21 protein-coding genes and 1 pseudogene are annotated in these 22976 nt (G+C 65.7%); 10 read left to right on the forward strand and 12 right to left on the reverse strand.

Features of this window, described 5'->3' with window-relative positions; translation table 11 throughout:
* From NA5_RS28185 to NA5_RS28195, 4 genes are all read right to left on the reverse strand, one after another.
* A partial coding sequence (locus NA5_RS28185) for a YgaP family membrane protein (protein ID WP_062991393.1) occupies positions 1 to 200 on the reverse strand: 200 nt, incomplete at its 3' end.
* Positions 201 to 211: 11 nt separating this feature from the next.
* Positions 212 to 463 (reverse strand): DUF8730 family Cys-rich protein, encoded by a 252-nt coding sequence (locus NA5_RS43590; RefSeq protein ID WP_503826379.1) that lies wholly within the window; start codon positions 461 to 463, stop codon positions 212 to 214.
* Entirely contained in the window at positions 396 to 782 is a 387-nt protein-coding gene (locus NA5_RS28190; RefSeq protein WP_062991395.1) for a carboxymuconolactone decarboxylase family protein, read from the reverse strand. Before NA5_RS28190 ends, NA5_RS43590 begins: the two co-directional genes overlap by 68 nt.
* 15 nt (positions 783 to 797) lie before the next feature.
* The gene (locus tag NA5_RS28195; RefSeq protein WP_371856466.1) at positions 798 to 2957 is read right to left on the reverse strand and encodes an MMPL family transporter; all 2160 of its coding nucleotides are present in this window, start codon (positions 2955 to 2957) and stop codon (positions 798 to 800) included.
* Positions 2958 to 3120: 163 nt separating this feature from the next.
* On the opposite strand from NA5_RS28195, the gene NA5_RS28200 reads away from it, so the two are divergent.
* The 3 genes and pseudogenes from NA5_RS28200 (at position 3121) to NA5_RS28210 (ending at position 5230) form a co-directional block, all read left to right on the forward strand.
* Entirely contained in the window at positions 3121 to 3381 is a 261-nt protein-coding gene (locus NA5_RS28200; RefSeq protein WP_062991504.1) for a metal-sensitive transcriptional regulator, read from the forward strand.
* A gap of 191 nt (positions 3382 to 3572) precedes the next feature.
* Positions 3573 to 3888, forward strand: a pseudogene (locus NA5_RS39615) (Tn3 family transposase); the annotation flags it as partial.
* A gap of 220 nt (positions 3889 to 4108) precedes the next feature.
* On the forward strand, positions 4109 to 5230 hold the full coding sequence (locus NA5_RS28210; protein ID WP_062991506.1) for an FAD-dependent oxidoreductase: 1122 nt from the start codon (positions 4109 to 4111) through the stop codon (positions 5228 to 5230).
* Positions 5231 to 5428: 198 nt separating this feature from the next.
* Here the strand turns inward: NA5_RS28210 and NA5_RS40710 are convergent, their stop codons facing one another.
* The 3 genes from NA5_RS40710 to NA5_RS28235 all read right to left on the reverse strand — a co-directional run bounded on the left by NA5_RS40710 (position 5429) and on the right by NA5_RS28235 (position 9162).
* A complete protein-coding gene (locus tag NA5_RS40710; RefSeq protein WP_157110679.1) occupies positions 5429 to 5755 on the reverse strand; it encodes a hypothetical protein in 327 nt (108 codons plus the stop codon).
* Positions 5756 to 5956: 201 nt separating this feature from the next.
* A complete protein-coding gene (locus tag NA5_RS42455) occupies positions 5957 to 6748 on the reverse strand; it encodes a Zn-ribbon domain-containing OB-fold protein (protein WP_245672433.1) in 792 nt (263 codons plus the stop codon).
* Between the two features lie 146 nt (positions 6749 to 6894).
* Positions 6895 to 9162 (reverse strand): ATP-binding protein, encoded by a 2268-nt coding sequence (locus NA5_RS28235; RefSeq protein ID WP_063813633.1) that lies wholly within the window; start codon positions 9160 to 9162, stop codon positions 6895 to 6897.
* Positions 9163 to 9548: 386 nt separating this feature from the next.
* Between NA5_RS28235 and NA5_RS28240 the strand changes: the two genes are divergently transcribed.
* From NA5_RS28240 to NA5_RS28250, 3 genes are read left to right on the forward strand one after another with little or no spacing between them, the layout of a single operon-like run.
* Positions 9549 to 9776, forward strand: coding sequence for a hypothetical protein (locus NA5_RS28240; protein WP_218020174.1), 228 nt, complete (start codon positions 9549 to 9551; stop codon positions 9774 to 9776).
* Positions 9761 to 10774 carry an alpha/beta hydrolase gene (locus tag NA5_RS28245; protein ID WP_062991410.1) on the forward strand — a complete coding sequence of 338 codons (1014 nt, stop codon included), beginning with the start codon at positions 9761 to 9763 and terminating at the stop codon, positions 10772 to 10774. The genes NA5_RS28240 and NA5_RS28245 overlap by 16 nt, the downstream gene beginning before the upstream one ends.
* Before the next feature lie 55 nt (positions 10775 to 10829).
* Positions 10830 to 12119, forward strand: a complete 1290-nt coding sequence (locus NA5_RS28250) for a YhgE/Pip domain-containing protein (protein WP_062991412.1) — start codon at positions 10830 to 10832, stop codon at positions 12117 to 12119.
* Between the two features lie 6 nt (positions 12120 to 12125).
* On the opposite strand, the gene NA5_RS40715 is transcribed toward NA5_RS28250, so the two are convergent.
* From NA5_RS40715 to NA5_RS28265, 3 genes are all read right to left on the reverse strand, one after another.
* Complete coding sequence (locus NA5_RS40715) at positions 12126 to 12905, reverse strand: aggregation-promoting factor C-terminal-like domain-containing protein (protein ID WP_218020175.1); 780 nt, start codon at positions 12903 to 12905, stop codon at positions 12126 to 12128.
* A gap of 61 nt (positions 12906 to 12966) precedes the next feature.
* Positions 12967 to 14346, reverse strand: a complete 1380-nt coding sequence (locus NA5_RS28260; protein WP_062991414.1) for a S1 family peptidase — start codon at positions 14344 to 14346, stop codon at positions 12967 to 12969.
* A gap of 139 nt (positions 14347 to 14485) precedes the next feature.
* Positions 14486 to 15541: an alpha/beta hydrolase gene (locus tag NA5_RS28265; protein ID WP_084484477.1), complete on the reverse strand. Its 1056-nt coding sequence runs from the start codon at positions 15539 to 15541 to the stop codon at positions 14486 to 14488.
* A 250-nt stretch (positions 15542 to 15791) separates the two neighbouring features.
* On the opposite strand from NA5_RS28265, the gene NA5_RS28270 reads away from it, so the two are divergent.
* Together NA5_RS28270 and NA5_RS28275 are read left to right on the forward strand one after the other, a co-directional pair.
* Positions 15792 to 17189 carry an FAD-binding oxidoreductase gene (locus NA5_RS28270; RefSeq protein ID WP_062991419.1) on the forward strand — a complete coding sequence of 466 codons (1398 nt, stop codon included), beginning with the start codon at positions 15792 to 15794 and terminating at the stop codon, positions 17187 to 17189.
* A gap of 98 nt (positions 17190 to 17287) precedes the next feature.
* Entirely contained in the window at positions 17288 to 18127 is an 840-nt protein-coding gene (locus NA5_RS28275; RefSeq protein WP_062991421.1) for a glucose 1-dehydrogenase, read from the forward strand.
* On the opposite strand, the gene NA5_RS28280 is transcribed toward NA5_RS28275, so the two are convergent.
* A complete protein-coding gene (locus tag NA5_RS28280) occupies positions 18102 to 20441 on the reverse strand; it encodes a molybdopterin oxidoreductase family protein (RefSeq protein ID WP_062991510.1) in 2340 nt (779 codons plus the stop codon). The two genes, NA5_RS28275 and NA5_RS28280, sit on opposite strands and share 26 nt — an antisense overlap.
* A gap of 124 nt (positions 20442 to 20565) precedes the next feature.
* Positions 20566 to 21621, reverse strand: a complete 1056-nt coding sequence (locus NA5_RS28285) for an alpha/beta fold hydrolase (RefSeq protein ID WP_062991423.1) — start codon at positions 21619 to 21621, stop codon at positions 20566 to 20568.
* A gap of 434 nt (positions 21622 to 22055) precedes the next feature.
* Here NA5_RS28285 and NA5_RS28290 point away from each other — a divergent pair, with 434 nt between their 5' ends.
* Both NA5_RS28290 and NA5_RS28295 read left to right on the forward strand, forming a co-directional pair.
* Positions 22056 to 22433 (forward strand): glyoxalase superfamily protein, encoded by a 378-nt coding sequence (locus tag NA5_RS28290; RefSeq protein WP_062991512.1) that lies wholly within the window; start codon positions 22056 to 22058, stop codon positions 22431 to 22433.
* Positions 22434 to 22474: 41 nt separating this feature from the next.
* A complete protein-coding gene (locus tag NA5_RS28295; protein WP_245672434.1) occupies positions 22475 to 22957 on the forward strand; it encodes a DUF2752 domain-containing protein in 483 nt (160 codons plus the stop codon).
* Positions 22958 to 22976: the final 19 nt, after the last annotated feature.

The raw sequence follows: 22976 nt of genomic DNA on the forward strand, positions 1-22976 counted from the left end.
CTGAACGCGCAGCCCGCCGGGAGCCCGAGTTTCCGCAGAAGTGTTGCGGCAGGACAGAATCCGATGACGCTGGCCTGGAGTTGGTTGGCTCCCGCGAACGCGGTCAGCAGGAGGAACCAGGGCGAGATCAGCACCGCGAGTGTCAGGCCGAGCAGGGTGATGGTGCCTGCGAGGGCGAGCACGGCTCGATCGATATTCATGTGGGACACACCTACTTTCCGAGGATTCGGAGCAGCCAGCTGCTTCGTTCGACATCCGGATGGCCTGGACACCATTGATCGGCGGGGACTGTGGCCTTGAACTGGGCGATGTGTTGTCCACAGCCGGACCAGGTGGTTTTGGCGCAAGTTTTGCATCGGATGAGTCGGCACACCGATGGCTCCTCTTTCCTCGAATCAGGCGGGGTTCTCGCCCGCGTCGACGGCCGCGGCGAATTCGGAGAAGGCCTCGTAGGCGCGGGCACCGTGGATGGTCGCTGGTCCCCCGTGCATCAGGAAGGTGACGCCGATGGCCTCGGCGGCCTCCTGCCGGGTCGCCCCGGCGCGTGCTGCGGCTTGGCCGTGCGAAGCGATGCAGCCGTCGCAGCCTTCGACGACGCCGATCGCGAAGGCGATGAGTTCCTTGGTTTTGCGGTCGAGTGCGCCGGAGGCGAACGCGGCCTTGCTCAGTTCGCCGAAGCCTTGGTACACCTCGGGGATGGCCTTGCGCAGGTCGCGGTGCAGTGGAGTCAGTTCGCGGAGCACTTGTTTGCCGTGGCTGATGGTGTGTTCGGTCGTTGTCATCGGATTCCTTTCGATTCAGCCGTGCGAGAAGTGGATGGTGGGCAGGATTCGGCGCAGCCAGGCGGGCGTGGCCCAAGCGGCGCGCCCGGCCAGCCGGAGCGTCACCGGCAGCAGGACCAGCCGGACGAGGAAGGCGTCGAGCAGGACAGCGACGCCGAGGATCACGCCCATCTCCTTGGGGGGCAGCGGGCCAGAGAGGGCGAAGGTGAAGAACACCGCGACCATGACGCCACCGGCGGCGAAGATGACCCGCCCGGAGTGTGCGACAGCGCCGATCATGGCCTCGCGGGGATCGCCGGAGCGTTCCCAGTGCTCCTTGGCCGAGGCGAGCAGGAAGACGGTGTAGTCCATGGCGATCGCGAAGATCATCGCGAAAAAGAACACCGGCGCCCAGGCGTCCAGGAAGCCCTGGTGCTCGAAGCCGAGTATGCCGGATCCGATTCCGTCCTGGAACACCAGCCGGGCGATGCCGAAGGCGGCGGCAGTGGAGAGCAGGCTGGTCAAGGTACCGAGCAGCGCGATCAGTGGTGCCTGCAATGCGAACAGCAGCAGCGCGAATCCCAGGACGAGCACCACGCCGATCACGATCGGGGTGGAGCGATCCAGTTGGTGCTTCAGGTCGATGTTCTCCACGGCCGCCCCGCCGACCTGTGCGGATGTCGGTAGCTCGGCCCGCAGGCGAGCCACGGTGGCGGTGAGCGCCGGGTCGGACGGGTCGACCGTTGGGACCGCCTCGATCATGCGGTAGTCGCTGCCGTCGGCGGCGGGCATAATCGGCATCACTGCACCGATATCCTTGTCGGCCGCCAGTATTCGGCTCGTGGCCTGGGCATCCTGTGAGTTGGTCACCACCTGCAGCATGCCCGGCGCGCCGGGTCCGAAGGCCTGCTGTACCAGCGAGTACCCGACCCGGGCGCTCGCCTTGTCGGGCAGTACCTTGATCGACGGCATCGCTGTCTTCAACCCGACGATCGGCGCGGCCAGCGCCACCAGCACGATCAGCGATCCCAGACCCCACACGACCGGTCGGCGCCATAGCCGTTCGCCCCAGCGGGCGAAGGCGGGCGACCGGTGCTCACCGGTGTGCACCCAGGGCAGCGATAGCTTGTTGATCCGACTTCCCAGCTTGAACAGCACGACCGGCAGCAGGGTCAGGGTCGCGGCGAGGACGAAGACGACCGAGAGCATGATGCCGCCAGCCATGGACCGGAATGACGGCGAGGGCACGAGCATCACCGCCGACAGCGACACCAGGACGGTGGCGCCGGACAGTAGTACCGCCTTGCCGGCGGTGTCCATGGTTTCCGCGACGGCTTCGCGTGGTGACTCGTGCCGGGCCATCAGCGCCGCACGGAACCGGACCACCAGGAAGAGTGCGTAGTCGATACCGAGCGCGAGTGAGAACATCATCGCGAAGTTCATCGCCCAGATGGATACCGGCACGAAGTGGTTGATCAGCACGAGTGAGCCGGCCGAGGCCATCAGTCCGGCGAGGGTCAGCAGCAGGGGGAGACCGGCGGCGACCAGCGCCCCGAACGCCAGCACCAGGATCGCCAAAGTGACCGGCCACGAGAACATTTCGGACTTCATCATCGCGTCGAGGTTGGCCGCGTTGAAGTCCGACCACAACAGTGACGATCCGGTCGGATTTACCTGCACCGTGTCGGTCGACAACCCCTGCAACCGGCCCTTCAGATCGGTTGCGGCCCGCACCATCTCGTTGGTATCGGCGCCCGCACCGGCGAGCACTACTGCCGTGCGATGGTCCGGCGACAGGCTCGTGCCGGGCGTGGGCGGAATCACCTGTGCGATCCGCGAGTCGCTTTGGACCACCCGCGTGACCGCTGCGATTACCGCCTGGCCGTCACCGGTGTCGAGCGGACCGGCGGTACTGTGCACCACCACTTGGATCGCGTGACTGGCGTTACCGCCGAAGTGGTCCTGCGCCAACTTCCGTACGGCGACCGACTGCGAGCCCTCGGCCTGCCAACCTGCCCCCGACAGGTTCTTCTCCACCATGGGCGCGAAGGCGCCCAAGCTGATCACCAGTAGCACCCATGCCGCTGTAACTAGCCTCCGATGGTCGATCACCCATGTTCCGAGCCGTCCTAACGGACCGAACCGCCCTGCTGACACGGGCGTTGTACCGCCGGTTTCCTTCACCGTCTGTACCACGTCTCGCCGCCTTCCTTCATATCCCCCCGGGGGGATGTTTCCACCGACGATAGCATCCCCCCAGGGGGATATACACTGGCGAGTGACGAAGCCGCCGACCACGGCAGGCTGGATCGGTGCGCACGCCGGGCGCAGCCGATCGGCGCTAGTGAAGGAGACCGCAATGCAGCTGGAACCCGAGGCCGTGAAGGCCGTGACCCTCCGCATGAAGCGAGCCCACGGGCATCTGGCAAGCGTCATCCGCATGCTGGAAGAAGGCGCGGAATGCGAGGACGTCATCACCCAGCTCGCGGCCGTCAACAAGGCTCTCAGCCGCAGCGGCTACGCACTTGTCGCCACTGGACTACAGCAGTGCCTCACCACCGGCGGCCCCGACAGCGTCGACACCAAGAAGATGGAGAAACTCTTCCTCTCCCTGGCCTGAACTGTCGGCAACCGCTTCCGCGCTCCGGCCGACTTCTTCGATCGCCCTCGGCGTCTGGCCTTTGCCGCGGAGGCCGAGAAGCACCCGCGCGAGTCCGTCCCGGAATGGCTCCGGCGCCGCCTGGCCACGGACTAACGGGACAGGGTCGTGGCAGATCAGCCAGCCACTGGTCGCGTCGAGGCGGTTCGACCCGACGCAGTCTGCTCTTCGCGCACGAGGGCATGGTCGGGGCGCGGCACCTGGAGGGCCAGACCGAGCAGGCGTCGTGCCTCACGCTCGTCACGAACGCCGTGGTCACGTGGACGACCGAGTACTACGGCCTGGCCGTCGAGCAGATGCGCGCGGCCGGGCGCCGCATCGACGACGAGGTTCTGGCCCACATTTCCCCGGCCCATTCGGAGAACATCCAATTTCTTCGGCGCGCTCGAGGTCGGCATCGACGGCGAGCTGGCCCAGCTCGGCCCGACCGGGTACCGGCCGTTGCGGGTGCGCGACACGCTCTTCTGACGCCAGCTCCTTCGCTGGCATCACCCGCTTGAACCGAGGACTTGCTCCGAATCCGAAGCCAGGTTAGCTTCATGGTGTCGCGAAAAACGATGTCCTGCGGCGTTGCTCGCCGGACATCGCGCACACATCGATGCAGGACGGTTCCGATCGGTGAGCGTCTCCGTGCCGAGATCGGGCGTCCCGCCCGCTCCCGGTGTCGACCGCAACCGAGGAGCGCACCATGCAGAAGACCGTCACCATCGTCGGAGCGGGACTGGGCGGGCTGACGCTCGCCCGGGTGCTCCAAGCCCACGGCGTCGCCGCTACGATCTACGAGGGTGAGGCGTCGGCGACGGCGCGCGCCCAGGGTGGCCTGCTCGACATCCACGAAGAGACCGGGCAGGTCGCGCTCCGCGCGGCGGGCTTGTATGACGAGTTCCGCGCCCTGGTCCGGCCAGGCGAGGACGCCAAGCGCGTCGTCGACCGCCACGGCACGATCCTGCTCGACCGGCCCACGGACCCCCGTTCGGCCCGTCCCGAGGTGGATCGCGGCGAACTCCGGCGCCTGCTCATCGACTCGCTCGCCCCCGGGACCATCCAGTGGGGCCACAAGCTCACCGCGCTCCGGCACTACCCGACGGGCGGCTTCGACCTCACCTTCACGGCGGGTTCCACCGTACGCGCCGACGTCGTCGTCGGCGCGGACGGCGCCTGGTCGAAGGTCCGGCCGCTGCTCACCCAGGCCGAGCCGCGCTACAGCGGCACCTGCTTCGTCGAGATCGCCCTCGCCTCGGGCGGCCGGGACCACCGGGCGAGCGTGGCCACGATCGGCAGCGGCACACTGATGGCGGTCGCGCCGGGCCAGGGCATCATCGTCCACCGCGACGCGGACGGCGGTGTGCGCGGTTACGTAGCGCTGAACAAGCCCGAGGAGTGGATGCGGTCGATCGACTTCGGTGACCCGACCGCCGGTCTCCGCCGCCTCGCCCACGAGTTCGATGGCTGGTCGCCGCTGCTCACCGCGTTCGTGACAGGCAGCGACGCGGAGCCGTGGCTCCGGCCGATCCACGCACTCCCTGTCGGGCTCAGCTGGGACCGGGTGCCGGGCGTGACGCTCGTCGGCGACGCCGCGCACCTGATGTCGCCCTTCGCCGGCGAAGGCGCCAACCTCGCCATGTACGACGGCGCCGACCTGGCGCGCGAGCTGGCCGGGCACCCCGACGTCGAGACTGCGCTCGCCGCCTACGAGAAGCGGCTTTTCCCCCGCAGCCGCGAGGTCGCCGCCCACTCGGCGCACAATCTCGAGACCTTCTTCGGGCAGGAGGCGCCGAACAGCGTGGTCACGCTGTTCGGTCGCTCTTGAGGGCGGATCCGGGACCTGCGCTCACAAGCAGGGCTCGGCGACCACCGCCAACTGAACTTGAATCCGATTTGTCGTCAAACGGTCGTTTGCCGACTGGCAGTCCCAGGTCGTCACTGGTTCCGGCCGCGCAGACCCATCCGGAGTACACGGCTACGAATTCGATCGGTAATCCGCATGACCCGCACCGGCGAGTGGTGCTCAGGATGGGCCGCTGCCCACGAGTCCGGCAGCAGGATGACGGTACGGTGCAATGCCGATGTTGGCGTCGGATAGTAGTTCGGCCAGGCCGACATCCAGGTGTTCGGCGGTCCTCCGCAGACCGATCGCTACCGTTCGCGCGGGGGTGTCCGCGCTGCTTTCTAGTCGGATCGGGGCGATGGCCATTCCATCGATATCGATGCGACAGATGTATGCGGAATCCTCCGCCGACTGGTCTGGGCAGGGCCTCCCGATCGTGACGAGGACCCGCTTGCCACCAACGGCGAGGGTTCTGGTGGCCAAGACCGAACCGCTCCCGGATGTCATAGCGCCACACTATGGCCGTCCGGTGGATTGCCAGCTATTCGACAGCGTGGCGACACGCCCGAGCCCGATCAGCGCCTAGTGCTGGGCCTGGTTCCGCGATCCAGGCGCTCATCCCCATGGCTTGGCCCGACGGAGGCGGCATCGAATTAGATGTCCAAGGCCAACTCGTACCAGTCGCGGTGTCCTCGACGCAGATCTACATCAGGCGCGACCGGCCGGGACCGCAGTGGGACTCATCTGCCACGCCTGTGCCAGCGCGTCCTTCAATTGGCGCTTCTGCCCGCGCACACTGACGCTATCGGTCCGCCGTGGGGCCAGGGCCTCGTCGAGCATCTGCAGGAACCGTCGACGGGTCGCGCCGAAGGTCACCAGCAGCTCCGCGGCGGTGGCGCCACCGAACGGAGCCCATCGGATCGCGAAGGTGATCAGGGATTTCGCCGCTGTATCGAGGGCCTTCGAGCTCGCCATGAGTTCACACTGGCGCAGCGATGTCCGCACCCACCACGCGTCGAAGCGATGCTCGACCTCGCGACGATGTGTCGAGCGCACCTCGATCGAAACATTCCTGTGCTGTGGCGCGGGCGTGACGTCGCCATCCGAATCGGACTCCGTCGGGCAGACAGTGAACACCGGAAAACGATCCACCCGAGGATGGGGCTCGAATCGCACCCGGACCGGCTGATCCGAAATTGGTGTCACGTCCCCTTCGATCGTCGCGTACACCCACGGACCCTCGTCGAGTTCCACGATGGCGATCGTCAGCGGCACCACTTGGGCGTGCGGGCGGCCCACATTCCGGTGTACGAGCCGCCACGACACGACCGAACCGAGACCCGACGATGGCGACCATTCCAGATCCCAGGACCGACACGACGAACATTCGGCGGTCAGCGGGGGGAACAACTTGTTACAGGGCCCGCAGCGCCGAATCATCATGGTGTTTTCGGTGCCGACGGGTTTGTGGTTGCTGGACTCGTATCTGTGCTCGGACATGGGAACCTCGGTGTGATAGCCATGAATGCTGTCCCCACCAAGCGTCTAGTCCGCGGCGTCGGAATACCACGGTAGAACTACCCTGGGTATACCCATTTTTGCCGGGAGGGCCGTACCCATGGATATCGTTCGCCCTGCTCGAGCGGCTATCGCAGGCGGTGCGTGCGCGCGGTCCATGCGGCTATCTGGGCCCGGGACGAGTAGCCGAGTTTGCAGAGGATGTTTTCCAGATGCCGGTCGATGGTGCGCGGCGACAGCACCAGCCGTGCGGCGATCTGTCGGTTGCTCAGACCCTGCGTGACGAGCTCGGCCACCTGCCGCTCACGGGCGGTGAGCATGGTGTCCTCCTGCGCGTCCGGCTCCTGGACGGTCTGGCTCGGGTCGAGTGCGTAGTTGATCGCCTGCGCGAGGTCCAGCGCCGCGCCGCGCGCTCTTTCCGCGCGCTGGTCCGTCGGCCGCAGCGATTGGGCGAGGGTGCGCTCGCACGCCGAGTGCTGTGCACCGAAGTGCGGTCCGAACGCCGCGAGCGATCCGCCGATCCGCCGCCACACCGATTCGATCGCACCCATCAGTCGCGCCGCTTGCCGGTATTCGCCGCGAGCGGCGGCGATCCAGGCCAGCACCTCCATGATCAGCGGCGCGCCCACATGGTCATTGAATTCGCGCTGGATCTCGAGTGCGGCGCGTTCCGATTCGGTCGCGCTGTCGTATTCACCACAGACATACTGGTGGTAGCCGAGGGCCCAGAGTGCAAGCGATTTGGTATACCGCTCGCCCCGCTGGTCGGACAGCTCGATGCCCTGACGGGCCGTCGCGCCCGCGCTGCGGTCACTGGCGTGCGCTTGGGCACTGGCGAGCTGGAACAGGGTCATGCGGACCACTTCGTCATCGTCGGCGTAGTCATCGAGGGTCTGCTCGAAGGCGGCGATGGCCGGTGCGAGATTTCCGCGGAACAATTCCGCTGTGCCGCGCAGGGAGCTCACCCAGGCCAGTGCGTGGCGGTCACCCACTGCCGGCGCGCCCGCCGCGCATTCGTCGAGTGCCTCGTTGGCTGCCTCGTATTCGCCCTGTAGAAATCGCACCCACCCCGCGACCCATAGCGCGGAGACCCGCCCCGGACAGGTGTCGTCCGTGACGCGCAGTGCCTTATCGATCCACCGCCGTCCCTCACCGAGGTATCCGTCGGCGGTCCAGTGATAGCGCAGGGCGGTGACAAGTGCCAGCGCTTCGTGGCAGGCGCTCGGCGTGCTCGTCGCCCAGTCCAGGGCTGCCTGCAGATTGTCGCGTTCGGCACGCAACTCGGCCAGCCCGGCGGCTTGGCTAGGGCCGCTCCAGGCTTCGGCGATCTGCTCGGCGAGTGCGAGGTAGTAGTCGCAATGTCGCTTGCACAGGGCGCCGGTCTCGTCGCGTTCGGCCAGTCGTTGCCAACCGTATTCCCGGATCGTTTCCAGCATCCGATACCGCGGCGGGCCGCCGGTCGGTACCGGGGCCAGGATCGATTGCGCGACCAAGTGATCGACCAGATCCAGAATTTGTTCACGGGGCAGATCGGGACCAGCGCATACGCCCTCGGCCGCGCCGAGGGTGAAGCCGCCGGTGAAGACCGATAGCCGCTCCCACAGCAGCCTTTCGGTCGGGCGGCACAGCTCATAGCTCCAGTCGATCAGTGCCCGCAGCGTTCGCTGCCGTGGCACAGCTGCTCGGATAGACCCGGCCAACAGCATGAACCGGTCCTCGAGTCGGTCAAGGACCGCCGGTAGCGACAGCGACCGCAGCCGGGATGCGGCGAGTTCGATGGCGAGCGGAATCCCGTCCAGACGCTCGCAGACCCGCACCAGCACATCCGCATCACGTTCGGTCAGCGTCAAGTCCGGGCGCACTGCCCGAGCGCGCTCTACCAGCATCGTCGGCGCATCGTAGGCGGCCAGCGCGCCGAGTGTCACCGGATCGTACGGGCTCGGCATCGACAGCGTCGGAACCGTGTACACATGCTCGCCCGCGACGCCGAGCAACTCGCGACTTGTGGTCAGAATCCGGAGCCCGGCACAGGATCGCAGCAGCAGATTGCACAGTGCACTGCACGCGTCGAGCAGGTGTTCGCAGTTGTCCAGCACTATCAACGCCTGCAGATCGGCCAAGTGCTCGACGAGCTTTTCCTCGATGGACTGGTTCGACACGTCGACGATCGCCAGGGTGGTTAGCACCGTTTGAGCCACCAGATCGGGATCGCCGACGGCGGACAGGTCCACCAGCCAAACCCCATCCGGGAACGATCGGCCGGAAGCGGCCGCGACCTCGCTGGCGAGCCGAGTCTTTCCGACACCGCCCACACCGGTGAGCGTGACCAACCGTGCCGACGCGAGCAGTTCTCGGACCTCGCGGATCTCCCGTTGCCGTCCGACGAAACTTGTCACCGCGAATGGCAGGTTACCGACCACGCGAGTGGGCCCACTTCGCCCCATGAGACCTAATCTAACCGTGCCAGGGGCTGCGCGAGGGCCCTGTTTGCGAAGGTCGTCCACCAAGCGACTGCTACCCGCCCGTCCCGACACGCCGGGCGCGGTTTGCGGCCCGAGCGTGCGCGAGCTGCGTATTTGGGTGGTCGAGTGGGTGTTTCTACCCATGTCTGCGCGTGCCGGATCTGTGAGGCTCAGCCAAGCAGTTGCGAGCAGGAGGTCGACCTTGACATCTCACCGAGCGTGCCCGATCGATGAGGGTCGCGAAAGGCACGAGCTACATCCACGACAACCGGGGGTCGGCAATGGATAACGTATGTCGAACCGAAGCCGACGGTCTGCGCGTGACGTGGCGGTTGATCCAGAATCGGCTGATCTCGATTCTCGCCGTGCACGACGCATCCGATGCCTCGCCGGTTCTCTCCTTCGGACCCGCCACTTATCCGGATCTCGTGCAAGCACGAGAACTGCATCCGGGACTGACCGAGCTGTGGGACGCGGTGCGCCGCGACTTCTGGAACACCCTTATTCCGCCTCGTCGGAATAAGGCCAGACAATGGCAACGGTCGTGACGGCTGTTGCGCGCCCCGAACCCTCCTCGCCGTTCATCGAAACATCCAACCAGGCAAGTATCGGAACTCGGATCGCCCATCCGCTGCTGCGCGGCACAGTCGGGCTCGGGTTGGCTGCCCTGGCGTGGATCGCCGACTGCGATCAGCTCGATCATCTGCTCTTACTCTGCCGTCTCCTCGAAATACCGGCTGCCGCGCTCGTCCCCCCGAACGGCACTCGACGCTGGTCTGTTCGGATGCGAAACTTCCGCGCCGAATGGTTGTGGCACAACGAAATTGCCGACCCGCGGCAACGCCAAGATTCGGCACTGCTGTACTTCCACGGCGGCGGCTATTTCTGTTGCGGCCTGAACACCCACCGACGTCTGGTCGCCAAGATCGGACGTGCCAGCGGGATGCCCGCATTCAATGTCGACTACCGACAGTTACCCGGCGCGCATTTCACCGACAGTCTCGACGACGCCGTCCAGTCCTATGAATACCTGCTCGAGCAGGGATTCCGACCCGAGCGCATCGTCGTCTCCGGTGACTCGGCAGGCGGCGGGCTCGCCTTCCGGCTGGCGCTGGCGACCAGGGAGCGTGGCTTGCCGATGCCTGGTGGTATCTCCGCGATCGCACCCTGGGCCGACTTCGACTCGACGACTCGCAACGCCCACCCCAACCGGCACAGCGATTCCTACATCCCCGCTCGGGGCATCGAAATGATCACGCGGCGCGGCGTTGCCCGCGACGGCGAACTCGACCCGGCATGGTCGCCGGTCAATCACGACTTCACCGGTCTACCACCGGTCCTGATCCAGGTCGGCTCCACCGAATGCCTACTGCCCGACGCCGAGATGCTGGCGCTACGTTGCGTCGAAGCGGACGTCCCGGTTCGGCTGCAGGTCTGGGATCGCGCGCCGCATGTGCACCACATGGCCTCGGATCTGCTCTCCGATGCCCGAGCCGCGATTCGCGACCTGGGTCGGTTTCACCGCGAGGTGATCGCCGACTCCTGAGACACGGTCCAGCGAACAGTCCCACAGGGCTCGATCCAGCAATTACCGTGCTGTCATGACGAACCCGGAAGAGTCGAGTGCTCGTCGATCGCGGGTGCGGGTCTGGCTCGCACCGGCGATTGTGGTGTCGCTGCTGATGGCCTTGCTGGCCACCATGTATCTCGCGTATGTGGTCGATCCGGCGAAGCATCTGCACGGCTTTCCGATCGCGCTGGTCGATCAGGACAGCGGGGATGTGATCGGCGGTAAGCCGACCAATGTGGGCAAGCAGATCAGTGATGCGCTGGTGCGGCAGACTCCGAGCGACAAGATCGATCTGCGGGTGCTCGGCATCAGCGAAGCTCAGCAGCAACTGAATTCGGGCAATGTGTACGGCGCGATCGTCATTCCGAGCGACTTCACCAAGCGGCTCGGCATTTTCGCCGCGGCCAGCGTGGTGCCCGGCGATGTCACCCAGCCGATCATCACGGTGTACACCAATCCGCGTACCGGGTCGTTCTCGCCGCAGGTGGTGCAGACGGTGGCCGGGAACGCACTCACGCAGGCGAATCAGACGGTCGGCAAACAGCTCACCGAAACCGTGCAGACCCAGCTGCAATCGTCTGGATCGGCGCCGGAATTGGTCGGCCTGAGTCGTCTTATGCTGGCCAAGCCGATCGATGTGGTCCTCACTCCGTTCCATCCACTGCCATCGGGTACGGGCGGCGGTCTGACGGCCTTCTTCTACACGATGATGGTGCTGTTGGCCGGATTCACCGGCGCCATGGTGATCAATGGCATGGTCGATTCATCGCTCGGTTTCGCACCGACCGAATTCGGTCCCTGGTATGTGCACTATCCGCCGACGCCGATTTCCCGATTGGGAACGCTGCTGCTGAAGTGGGGCGTGATCACCGGTACCGCACCGGTTGTGGCCGGGATATTCATGGCGGTCGGGCATTGGCTCGGTATGCCTATCGAGCGGCCGCTGCTGCTGTTCCTCTACAGCACCTTGGCGATCATCGCGGTCGGCGTCACGGCGCTGTCGATCGTGTCGGCGCTGGGCACCGCCGGTCTGCTGGTCAACCTGATCCTGTTCATCGTGCTCGGCCTACCCTCCTCCGGCGGCACCATTCCGATCGAAGCGATCCCGAAATCCGTTGCCTGGCTTGCCGATTTCGAACCGATGCATCAGGTGTACCTCGGTATCAGGGCCATCCTGTACTTCGATGCCGACGGTTCCGCCGGGCTGAGCCGTGCGATCTGGATGACGCTGCTCGGCTTGGTCATCGGACTTGTCCTCGGCGGCGTCGTCACTCGGTACTACGACCGGAAGGAACTGCACCGCGCACCGGCACCGAGCTGATGATCGTCAGTACCAGTGGTGTTGCTGCCAGAATGCCCAGGCGCCGTCCGGGCTGCCGTAGCGCGCGTTCATGTAGTCGTAGGTCCAGCGGATTTGGGTGAGCGGGTTGAAGCGCCAGTCGGCGCCGTGGGTTTGCATCTTTTCGGCGGGCAGTGCTTGACCGAGGCCGTAAGCGCCGCTTTCCGGGTTGATGGCGAAGACGTCCCAGCCGCTTTCGTGGGTGATGACGGCGTCGAAGGCCGGGAACTGGTGGAGTGGGACCACTGTCAGGGCCAAGGCTCTGGTGCCCAAGCGGATCAGCGAGAGCGTGAGTCCGGCAGGGGTTGCGCCCGTGTCGTATTGGCCGGCCGCGGGCGTGACGGCGTCGTCGGTGTCTTCGGCGGACGTAGCGGCGTTGTCGGTGCCTTCTTCGACGGACGTCGCAGGCAGGTCATTAAGTCCGTCGGCGGACGTGGTGCCGCTCTCGCTCAGACCATCTGCCGAAGTAGGTGGATCGGCGAATGGAGAGATGCTGTCATTCCGCCCGTCGGCGGGCATAGTGCCGCTCTCGCCCAGACCATCCGCGGATGTCGCGGCACCGTTGTTCGGAGCATCGGCTGACGTGGTGTCGTTCAATCCGTCGGTGGCGGCAGTGTCACTCTCGCCCAGACCGTCAGCGAACGTCGCACCGTCGTTCGGAGCATTGGCGAACGTGACGACGTTGTCGCCCAACCCCTCGGCAACGGCTGGACCGGCACAAACCATTAGTGCACCGACCGCGATGGCGGCCGCGACAACGCGCAGCATCGATTCCGCTCCTTAGATGTGTTTGCCTTCCGTATCGATGGGTGTCATGGGCTCGCGTGGATCAGCTTGTTCGAATGGTCAAACCCGGATTGTCTTGCAGCACAGCGCTGATCGGCTGGCCGAGGAGCAGCGGGACGTGGCCGCAGCCGAGATCGAACGAGGAGCTCGCGGTGACGATTGCGCTGCTGAGGCCGAGTGCCTTGGTGCCCGCGACGATCGGTCCGCCGCTGTCGCCACGCTGGCCGCACAGTGCGGCATAGAACATATTCTCGATCTTGACCGGTTGGTCGCCGTGGCCGGGGACACCGCGCAGAAGGCCCCGCTGCCCCGCCACCAGCACTGTCCCGCAGGAGTATCCGGACGTGAAGCCGGTTTTGCAGACGGCCGCTCCGACCACTGGTTCGGTGGTTCCGTCGATGCGCAGGACATCCGCACCAGCGGCTCGCGACTGTCCCGTACTGCTTGCGGGCGTATTCACGTCGGGCGCCTGCGCCGGTGCATCCATTTTCTGGGTGGACACCAGGTTGTTGCGGAAGCGCGGCGCGAACTTCTCGTTGATACGCACGATCGCATAGTCCTTCGGCGCGAACTGGGAGACCGCGAATTCACCGATCTCGGTGCCGAGCTGCCCATTCTTGAATTCGTAGACCCGTTGCGGCTCAGTGGTTTTCGTCGACGGCTCGACGAGGTTGTTCGGGTCGCAGTGCCCGGCGGTGATATTCAGGGTTTCGCCGCGTGCGTCGGTGGCGTTGAAGCCGAACGAGCACCTGTGCGCCTTTCCGTCGACCTTCATGCCGAAGGGCTGGCCACCGATGATGTCTCCATCGGCCTCGATACCCGCGATCGCCTGGATGCCGACGGCGGAGTCCTCGGGTCGGGCCTCCGGCAGTACCGCCGTCACCGACTGGATCGGTCCGACATCGGTCGGCAACTGCACGTCATCGGCGAGGCGAACGGCGAAACTATTGGTCACCACGTCGATGCCGTAACCGACGATCGACTCGACGACGGTGCTCGGCTGTTCGGATAGCCAACGTTCGAAGGCGATGCGGCGGGCATCGAGGGTGTGCTCACTGTTGGCCACTGTTTCCACCGTGAATCCGGCCTTCTCGGCGGCGGATCTGGCGTCCGCGGCGCGCTCGCCCTCGGTGAAGGAGACGATGGGGCGGTCGTCGTTCATCCGGATTCCGGCGAATATGTCCGGGTACGCGGCACGGGCCTGCGGTGCGAATTCGGCCAGCCGCCGGGCGCTTTCGGCGCGTGCGAGATATTCGTGGGCACTGATGCCGAGGTCGCTCTCGACGGCCGCGATCAGTCCGGGCGGCAGCGGGGCGCTGGCGGGCCGCGGCGCGGCCGCGGCCGGATACGCGATCGAGCCCGCCATGGCCAATGCCGCACAGCAGCCGAGCGCCGACCGCCGTCCGCGAATACCCGACACCATCGAGCCGCCTCCTGACTACGCGCCGAATTACTCGATGACGCTATGTCACATGCGTCACAAAACGGACTATTTGGATCCGTAGCGTGTCGGTGTCCGCGCTGGTCAGCGGCCGATGGCTGCGCCGGGCAACTACGCACCGCTACGTCAAGCCGAGTCCGTGCGCGAGCACCGGCCAGGATTGCTTCAATTCGTCTTCCCAATAACCCCAGGAGTGCGTGCCCTGATCGAAGTTATAGGTGGCCGGAATACCGAGCGATATCAGCTTCGCCTGCAAATTCCTCATGCAGTAATTGGCGGCTGCCTCGATCGCGCCGCCGAGCAGCACCTGATTTGTCAGTCCATCGATGCCGGGTTCGACATGCGCTCCGTTCAGCGTGTCATATTTTCCGGGCAGGCCATTGCCCGAAGAAAGATAGAGATCGATGCCGCGCAATTTATCGGCGTGCAGGAATGGATCGTTTTCCATCCATTCGGGCGAACCGACCGGGCCCCACATGTTTTCGGCGTTTCCGCCGCCCCAGGCGATCACGAGCTCGCGGAACCCGGAACCGATCGGATCGCTCGTCTGCGCGCATCCGCTGAATGCTGCGGCCGCCCGGTAGAGGTCGGGTCTGGCGATGGGCAGTGCCAATACCGTGGCGGTGGAAGCGGAAATTCCCGCGATCGCATTGATGCCATTGGTGCCCAGTGCGGAATTGATCAGCGGTGGCAATTCGTCGGTCAGGTAGGTCTTCCATTTATTGCGACCAAGTACCGGATCGTCCTCGCGCCAGTCGGTGTAATAGCTGAACCTGCCACCGATCGGCTGGACCAGGTTGACATTCTTATCCGACATGAACTGCCGCGCGTCGCTCTGTGCCTGCCACGACGCGTCGTCCTGGCCGCCGCCCGCGCCGTTCAGCAGATACAAAGTCGGTCGGGGAACCGAGCCGTCCGCGGGACGTTGGATCTCCACCGGGAATTCGGCGTCCATCGCCGCGGAATAAACCTGAAGTCGGATATTTCGCTCGTCGATGTACTCGACGTCGGTTATGTGCGAACCATCCTCCGATACCGTGTCCGTGGAAATCGTCGCGGACGTGGTGACCTGGTCGGCAAATGCCGTGGGCGCACCTAGCGCCGTGCCGACGAGCATCCCCACCAACGCGATGCCGACTACCGATCTGGATACCCCTCTGATTTCACCCCTGTTCATACCCAAGCTTTTAGCATCGAGATTCCGTCCGGTCCCGCACCGACACGTTGCCGACCGGTCCGAATCCAGGTACGGCCGCGATGGACCGGCGATAATATGTCAAGCGCGCCACATCGCCCGGATGGCTGGTTGTGTGCGTGGCATTGGGAAGCACCACCTCTGTGTCGGTGCCGCATCAAGAGTCGGCGACGCGGACCGCGTGACCAGCTCTTCCACGAGTGGTCGGGGACCTGGTGGCTGGAGAAATGCCATGACCCAAACAATGAGTTCCGACTTCCGAGCACTGCGATCCGCGATGGGCGGGCCGGTATTCGCTCCTGCCGATGCGGGTTATGACCATGCCCGCGCCATCTGGAACGGGGCCATCGATCGGCGGCCCGCGGTGATCGCGCAGTGCCTGTCCCCCGAGGACGTGGCCGCGGCCTTGGCTTTCGCCAGGGAGCACGATCTCGAGGTGGCCGTGCGTGGCGGTGCGCACGCCTACAGCGGCACGGCGGTCTGCGACGGCGGCATCATGATCAATCTCGGCGTGATGAACACCGTGGTGGTGGATCCGGCGACCAGTAGTGCCCGGGTCGGTGGCGGCGCGACCATGGCGGATATGGACGCCGCGACCCAGGCGTTCGGACTGGCCGTGCCCGGCGGGGTGATCAGCGATACCGGGGTCGGCGGTCTCACTCTCGGCGGTGGCATGGGTTGGCTGACCCGGGTCGCCGGGCTCTCGATCGACAATCTCCTCTCGGCGCAGGTCGTACTTGCCGACAGCCACATCGTGCGGGCATCCGCCAGCGAGAATTCGGACCTGTTCTGGGCGCTGCGCGGTGGTGGTGGGAACTTCGGGGTCGTCACCGAATTCGAATATCGCGCACATCAAATCGGGCCCGAAGTGCACGTCGGGATCTTCTTCTGGCCGCTGACGGATGGGCCCGCGGCACTACGGCTGATTCGTGAGTTCATCCCGACGATGCCGCCCAGGTCGGGTGTGTTGGTCTGCGTCGGGTTATCCGCCCCGCCGGAGCATTTCGTGCCGGATCAGTACCACTTCGTGCCGGGTCATGCCCTTATCGTCGCCGGTTACGGCACCGCCGAAGAACATGCCGAGATGGTGGCGCCGATCCGCGATGCGCTCACCCCGCTCTTCGAATTCATTACCCCGGCGCCCTTTACCGGATTGCAGTCGATGCTCGATGCGGCGCTGCCGTGGGGCATCCACGGGTATGAGAAGGCGCTCGATCTCGACGACTTCTCCGATGAAGTGATCGCGGTGCTGGCCGAGCAGGCCGGAAAGAAGACATCGCCGCTGTCGTTCATGCCGATCTTCGCACTCGACGGCGCCTTCACCGCTGTCGGCGAGGAGGACACCGCTTTCGGCGGCGCGCGCTCGGCACACTACGTCTGCAATATCGAAGCCGCGGCCCCTGATGCCGAGATTTTGGCCGCCGACCGGGCGTGGGTGCGCTCGACCTGGGAAGCGCTGTGCCCCTTCGCCTCCAACCAGGGCGGGTACGTCAACTTCATGGCGGAAGCGGGTGAGGACCGGGTTCGCGCGTCTTATGGGCCCGCCAAATACGCGAAACTGGCCGATATCAAGACCGAATACGACCCCGAGAACGTCTTCCACCGCAACGCCAATATCAAGCCGGGCTGATCCGGCGGGGAGTTTGGCCCGGGGTGCTCGGGCAATTACCGGTGAAGTCACCGCTGCTGACCGGTGACCTTCGGGGGCGACGAGAAGGGAGCCGGACGATGGGTTTTGCCGAGCAACAGCAGGATGTCCCAGGTGTGCAGACGCTGATGAAACCGGTGCCGGACTGCGGTGAACGCAGTTATCGCGGCAGCGGCAAGTTGACCGGGAAGGCGGCGGTCATCACCGGCGCGGACAGCGGCATCGGCCGGGCGGTGGCGATCGCATTCGCCCGTGAAGGCGCCGACGTCGTGATTTCGTACCTCAACGAGCATGACGACGCGCGCGAGGTCGCCGAATTCGTCCGGGAGGCCGGGCGCCGCGTCGTCACGATCGCGGGAGACGTATCCGAGCCCGAACACTGCCGAGCGGTGATCGATGCCGCGGTCGCGGAATTCGGGAAGGTGGATGTCCTGGTGAGCAACGCCGCGTATCAGATGACCCACCAGACGGTGGAGGAGGTCAGCGACGAGGAATTCGACTACACCTTCCGCGTGAACGTGAGCGCCTACTTCGCCCTGGTGAAGGCCGCATTGCCGCATATGGCGCCGGGATCGTCGATCATCGGCAGTTCCTCGGTGAATTCCGATATGCCCTCGCCGACACTGGCGCCCTACGCCGCGACCAAGGCCGCCATCGCGAATCTGTCGGCCAGTCTGGCACAGCTGTTGGGCCCCAAGGGAATTCGGGTGAACAGTGTGGCGCCGGGCCCGATCTGGACGCCGTTGATCCCGTCGACGATGCCGCCGGAGAAGGTGGCGAACTTCGGTGACGACACCCCACTCGGCCGGGCCGGACAGCCCGCCGAACTCGCCCCGACCTATGTGCTGCTCGCCAGCGACGACGGAAGCTACATCTCCGGAGCGCGCATCGCGGTCACCGGTGGTCGTCCGATTCTGTGAGCTCGATGCGGGCGGCAGCGGTTTTGAACAGCGGTTGTTTGGAGGCGGGATCCCATTCGGTGCGGGTCAATTCGTTTGCGGCGCGGTCATGTTCGTTGCCCGAGGTGTCCCAGTATCCGTAATGGAACGGAACGAAAATGACGCCAGGCCGGATTTCGGTCCGGCGGGCGCGGGCCACGATGCTTCCGCGTGGCGTGGTGATGCGCACCAGGTCCGAGTCGTCGATGTCGGCGGCTTTGGCATCGGCCGCGGATATTTCGACCCAGACCTCGGGTGCGGCCTGCTGCAATTGTGGGGTGCGGCCGGTCTTGGTGCGGGTGTGGAAGTGATAGATGGTGCGTCCGGTGATCAGGGCGAGCGGATATTCCGGTGAGGGCGCTTCCGGGGGCGGCTGATACGGGGCCGGTTTGATCATGGCCTTGCCGTCGGGGTTGAAGTCCCGGTATCGGTCTTCATCCCACGGATCACCGCTGACCAGGTCTTTCCCGTAGTTCTCGCAGTAATCCGGTGCCGCGTAGAAGCGCCCGTCCTGGTAGAGGCGTTCGGTGCCGTCGGGTCGATCGGGCGGGCACGGCCACTGGATGCCGCCGTCGCGTAACCGCTGGTAGCTGATGCCGCGGTAGTCGCAGGGACGGCCCGCGCCGCACTGTTGCCAGGCGCGGAACGCCGATTCCGGGTCGTGCCACGGCGGCAGGGGTGCGTCGTCGCGGTCGCGCAGGTCCATTCGGCGGGCGAAATCGAGGAAGATCTCCAGATCCGATTTGGCCATCCCGGGCGGCTGCACCGCTTGCTCGCTGATGTGGACGGTGCGGTCGGCATTGGTGAACGTCCCGGTCTTCTCACCCCAGGCAGCCGCGGGCAGCACCACATCGGCGAGTTCGGTTGTCTCGGTAGGGAAGATATCCTGAACGATCACAAAGAGGTTGTCCTGCACGAAGATTCGTCGAATACGTTCCAGTTGAGGCAGGGAAACAACCGGATTCGTCGCCGAGATCCACAGCATCCGCAGATCTCCGGTCTCGGCGAGCCGGATCATCTGCATCGCATCGGTCGGTGGACCGTCGTGGGAGAGCCGGTCGGTATCGACATTCCACAGCCGCGCGAGTTCGGCGATGTGCTTTTCGTTGGCCCAATTGCGGAATCCGGCGATATCGCCGTCGGCGCCGCATTCGCGGGTGTTCTGGGCGGTGGGCTGGCCGTTCATCTGCAGCACACCGCAGCCCGGCCTGCCGAGCATGCCACGCAGCAGGTGAATGTTGTTGACCTGCACGGCGGCCGCGGTGGCCTGGTGGGATTGGTAGAAGCCCTGCAGCACGGTCGAGACCAGGTGTTCGGCGGTACCGAGCAGGTGTGCCGCGCGGCGTAGATCGTCCGCATCGATGCCGCACACCTCGGCGGCGCGCTGCGGTGTCCAGTCGGATACGGCCGCGGCGAGATCGTCGAAGCCGACCGTATGTGCCGAAATGTAGTCGCCGTCGATCCAGTCGTTGGCGATGAGTTCGTGCAGCAGCGCATTCATCACCACGACATTGGTGCCGGGCAGCGGTGCGAGATGGACGGTGGCATGTTGGGCGACGGGCGTCGGTCGGGGATCGACGCAGATCAAGGCGGGCGGCTGCGGACCGGCGAGGCGATCCAGCATTCGCGACCACAGCACGCCCTGCGTCTCGGCGACATTGTGGCCGTAGAGCGCGATCACATCGGCGTGGTCGATATCGGTGTAGGAGCCGGGCTGACCGTCACAGCCGAAGGATTGCTTCAGGCTCTCGGCGGCCGTCGCGGTGCACAGGCGGGTATTGCCGTCCAGGTGATTGGTGCCGATGCCGCCGCGGGCGATCACCGCGAGGGTGTAGTACTCCTCCAGGAACAATTGGCCACTGGTATAGAAGCTGATCGATTCCGGGCCGTGCGCGTCGAGCAATTCCCTTGTGCGCGAGACGATTCGGTCCATCGCGGTGTCCCAATCACACGGCCGCAACCGGCCCTCGACCCGGATCAGCGGGGTGGTGAGCCGATCTTGGGCCGCGGTGGCCTGCCAGCCGAACAGATCCTTCGGATCGAGCCGTCCACGGTTGACCCGGTCGCCGCCGCGCCCGCGCACACCGACGATCCGGCCATCGCGCACCGCGATATCGAAGGCGTCGCCATTGGAATGCAATACCGAAGCCGACGGCACCCACCGGTCCACATCCGCCTCGTGAACGCCGTCGGCCAGCTCCATATCGACCCGCAGCGGCCAGACATCGCCGCGCCGATACGGCGTGCGCGCACCCCACGGCTGCGTGATCCGATCACCCTCCGATTCGGTCGTCATGTGGCGCGGATACCCGAGGCCGCCGCATTCAACCTGGTCGGCGGTCATCGAGAACAACAGGCCGAGCGGTGTTCCAGGAATTTTCTGCTGGGGCCGGGCGCCGTTGACCAGCCCCAGCAGCGGGTCAGCCCGCGGCGGCGGTGCGGGGATCGGCGCGCTGGACCACGTCGGCGAGCAGGGCGTTGAAGCGGTCGGCGGCCTCGATATTGCCGAGGTGGCCGGTGGGCCAGACCTGGTAATCGGCGAGATGGCCCGCTTCGGACAGGGCCGCGACGATCGGGCGGGACATGCGCTCGGGCAGCAGGTGATCCTCGGCGCCCGCGATGACGGTGGTCGGCACCGTCAGGTGCTTCGCGGCATCGCCCAGGTCCAGGCCCGCGAGGGCGGCGGCGTGCAGGCCCCGGGTGAGCGGACGACACGAGCGGACGATGCCGAGCGCGAAGTCCACTTCGTCGCGGGTGGCGGGCTTGGACATCACCCGGGCCTTGAAGACCGCGCTGACCGGCCAGCCGCCCGGCAGTGGAATCGGCGCGGCGAGTGCGGTTTCCGCGATGACTAGCGGCAGGCGGACGCTGGCCCCGAGGACCGTCAGCGGTCGATTGGCCACCATGAGCGGCTTGTTGAACAACGGAAGCAGATCGGTTTCGTAGCGGATGTCGCTGGCCGCTGTGTTGGCCATGACGACGGCGGCGGCCCGCCGAGTGACCTGCTCCGGGTAGCGAGATGCCCACGCCTGCAAGGTGATTCCACCCATGCTGTGTCCGACGAGGACGGCGCGCTTGCCGGGCGGGACAGCGGCCTCGAGCACGGCTTCGAGGTCGTCGGCCAATGTCTGCGCGCCAGGACCGGTGCTGCCGAGGGTGCTCTCGCCGTGGCCGCGCTGATCGTAGGCGAGCACGCGGTAGCGGTCGGCGAAGGCGTTGATCTGCGGATTCCAGTACTCGATGCAGCAGCTCCAGCCGTGGATCAAGACGATGACTTCGCCGTCGGCGGGACCGTAGGCATGAACCCTCAGCTTCGCCCCGTCCCGGGTGGTGACCGGGATGATCTCGGGTGTGGCGGCGGGCTTGTTGAGCGACGCGGTCCGGTAGGTCCGGGACCGAAGTCCGGCACGGTAGGCGGCGGTCAACGGTTCGTCCCCGCGCACTTCAGCCAGCGTCCTCATCGACTTGACCAGCATTTGAGCACTCCTTTGTGTCAGCCGCCACAGTACAGTGCAAGCTGAGTGCTTGCTACTGCTAGCGCTCCCAGTGGCGGTAATCCTGGCTCTGTCGGGTGGATACCCGAAATTAGGTCGGCCAATAGTCCGTCATGAAGAAACACGAGTACGAGCCGCTTCTTCTTGGATATCGCCCGCGCCCGAGCCGCCCGTTACCCGGACGCACACCGCGTCTTGCCCCCAATCCGCTTGTCTCGCCCACTACCGCGGTCCGACCCTGGAATTGGGCAGTTCTGGGCTCCACATCCGAGGCGGAGCATGCAGGTGTGCGCGCACTGAACCCGAATCCGTCGAGCCGGGCGCCACTCGCGGCGTCCACGCCGCGAATCCTGCTCTAGCTGCGGAAATCCCGGACAGAGTCGATCATGTCGGTGGCTGCTGCAATGATTTCGCCCATGGCTACCGATGCGGTCCGATTGTCGGCGCCGATCCCGGTACTGCGCATATTCGATATCGCCAAGGCGTATGAGTTCTACCGCGACTACCTGGGCTTCACTGTGGACTGGGAACATCGGTTCGGCGCGGACTTTCCGTTGTACGCGCAGTTGTCGCGTTCGTCGGCGACGGTGCATTTGAGTGAGCATCACGGTGACGGCACCCCTGGATCGGTGGTGTGGATCGCGGTGGACGACATCAAAGCGCTGCATGCCGAGTTGGCGGGCAAGGACTATCGGTATGCGAAGCCGGGGTGTCCGGAGGATGGGCCGGGCGGGCCGGGGTTCGAAGTGGCCGATCCGTTCGGCAATGCGTTGCGGTTCGCCCAACCCGACTAGCTGTGGCGGCGGCGGTGCGCTCGCGGCTACCGTTGATCCTTGTGGAGATAAGGCACCCGGCACCGGTCGCGCCCCAGGCGCATCCGGCACCGCAGACCGAACCGCCCGCGGAGCCGAGGCGCACCGGGCTGCGCGCCATGGGGTGGCCGCTGGTGGCGGCGGGCGTCGGCGTCGGAGCCGCGCTGCTGCTGCATTTCCGCGATCCGCACGGCGAAGGTTCCTATGGAATCTGTCCGGTCTACGCGCTGACGGGATTGTATTGCCCTGGCTGCGGCGGCATGCGCGGCATGAACAATCTGACCGACGGCCGAATCCTCGATGCGATACACAGCAATCTGCTCGTGCTGCCGCTGGTGTTGGCCTTCGTGCTGTGGATCGGCGACTGGTCGATCCGGGCCTGGCGTGGTGAGCGAATGCGACTACCCCGGCTGAGCCGGACCACGATGTGGGTGTTCTTCGCGCTGCTCATCGGCTATTCGGTGCTGCGAAATACGCCGTGGGGGACCTGGCTCACACCGGTCTAGCCGTTTTTCAGGCAGGCTT

The sequence above is a fragment of the Nocardia anaemiae NBRC 100462 genome (assembly GCF_001612725.1).
GTDB classification, from domain to species: Bacteria; Actinomycetota; Actinomycetes; order Mycobacteriales; family Mycobacteriaceae; genus Nocardia; species Nocardia anaemiae.

Bases quoted from the DNA above. Each gene is read 5' to 3' on its own strand.
- NA5_RS28190 (WP_062991395.1), bottom strand. From the start codon at position 782: ATGACAACGACCGAACACACCATCAGCCACGGCAAACAAGTGCTCCGC.
- NA5_RS28200 (WP_062991504.1), top strand. From the start codon at position 3,121: ATGCAGCTGGAACCCGAGGCCGTGAAGGCCGTGACCCTCCGCATGAAG.
- NA5_RS28210 (WP_062991506.1), top strand. From the start codon at position 4,109: ATGCAGAAGACCGTCACCATCGTCGGAGCGGGACTGGGCGGGCTGACG.
- NA5_RS40710 (WP_157110679.1), bottom strand. From the start codon at position 5,755: ATGACATCCGGGAGCGGTTCGGTCTTGGCCACCAGAACCCTCGCCGTT.
- NA5_RS42455 (WP_245672433.1), bottom strand. From the start codon at position 6,748: ATGTCCGAGCACAGATACGAGTCCAGCAACCACAAACCCGTCGGCACC.
- NA5_RS28245 (WP_062991410.1), top strand. From the start codon at position 9,761: ATGGCAACGGTCGTGACGGCTGTTGCGCGCCCCGAACCCTCCTCGCCG.
- NA5_RS28250 (WP_062991412.1), top strand. From the start codon at position 10,830: ATGACGAACCCGGAAGAGTCGAGTGCTCGTCGATCGCGGGTGCGGGTC.
- NA5_RS40715 (WP_218020175.1), bottom strand. From the start codon at position 12,905: ATGCTGCGCGTTGTCGCGGCCGCCATCGCGGTCGGTGCACTAATGGTT.
- NA5_RS28260 (WP_062991414.1), bottom strand. From the start codon at position 14,346: ATGGTGTCGGGTATTCGCGGACGGCGGTCGGCGCTCGGCTGCTGTGCG.
- NA5_RS28265 (WP_084484477.1), bottom strand. From the start codon at position 15,541: ATGAACAGGGGTGAAATCAGAGGGGTATCCAGATCGGTAGTCGGCATC.
- NA5_RS28270 (WP_062991419.1), top strand. From the start codon at position 15,792: ATGACCCAAACAATGAGTTCCGACTTCCGAGCACTGCGATCCGCGATG.
- NA5_RS28275 (WP_062991421.1), top strand. From the start codon at position 17,288: ATGGGTTTTGCCGAGCAACAGCAGGATGTCCCAGGTGTGCAGACGCTG.
- NA5_RS28280 (WP_062991510.1), bottom strand. From the start codon at position 20,441: ATGACGACCGAATCGGAGGGTGATCGGATCACGCAGCCGTGGGGTGCG.
- NA5_RS28285 (WP_062991423.1), bottom strand. From the start codon at position 21,621: ATGCTGGTCAAGTCGATGAGGACGCTGGCTGAAGTGCGCGGGGACGAA.
- NA5_RS28290 (WP_062991512.1), top strand. From the start codon at position 22,056: ATGGCTACCGATGCGGTCCGATTGTCGGCGCCGATCCCGGTACTGCGC.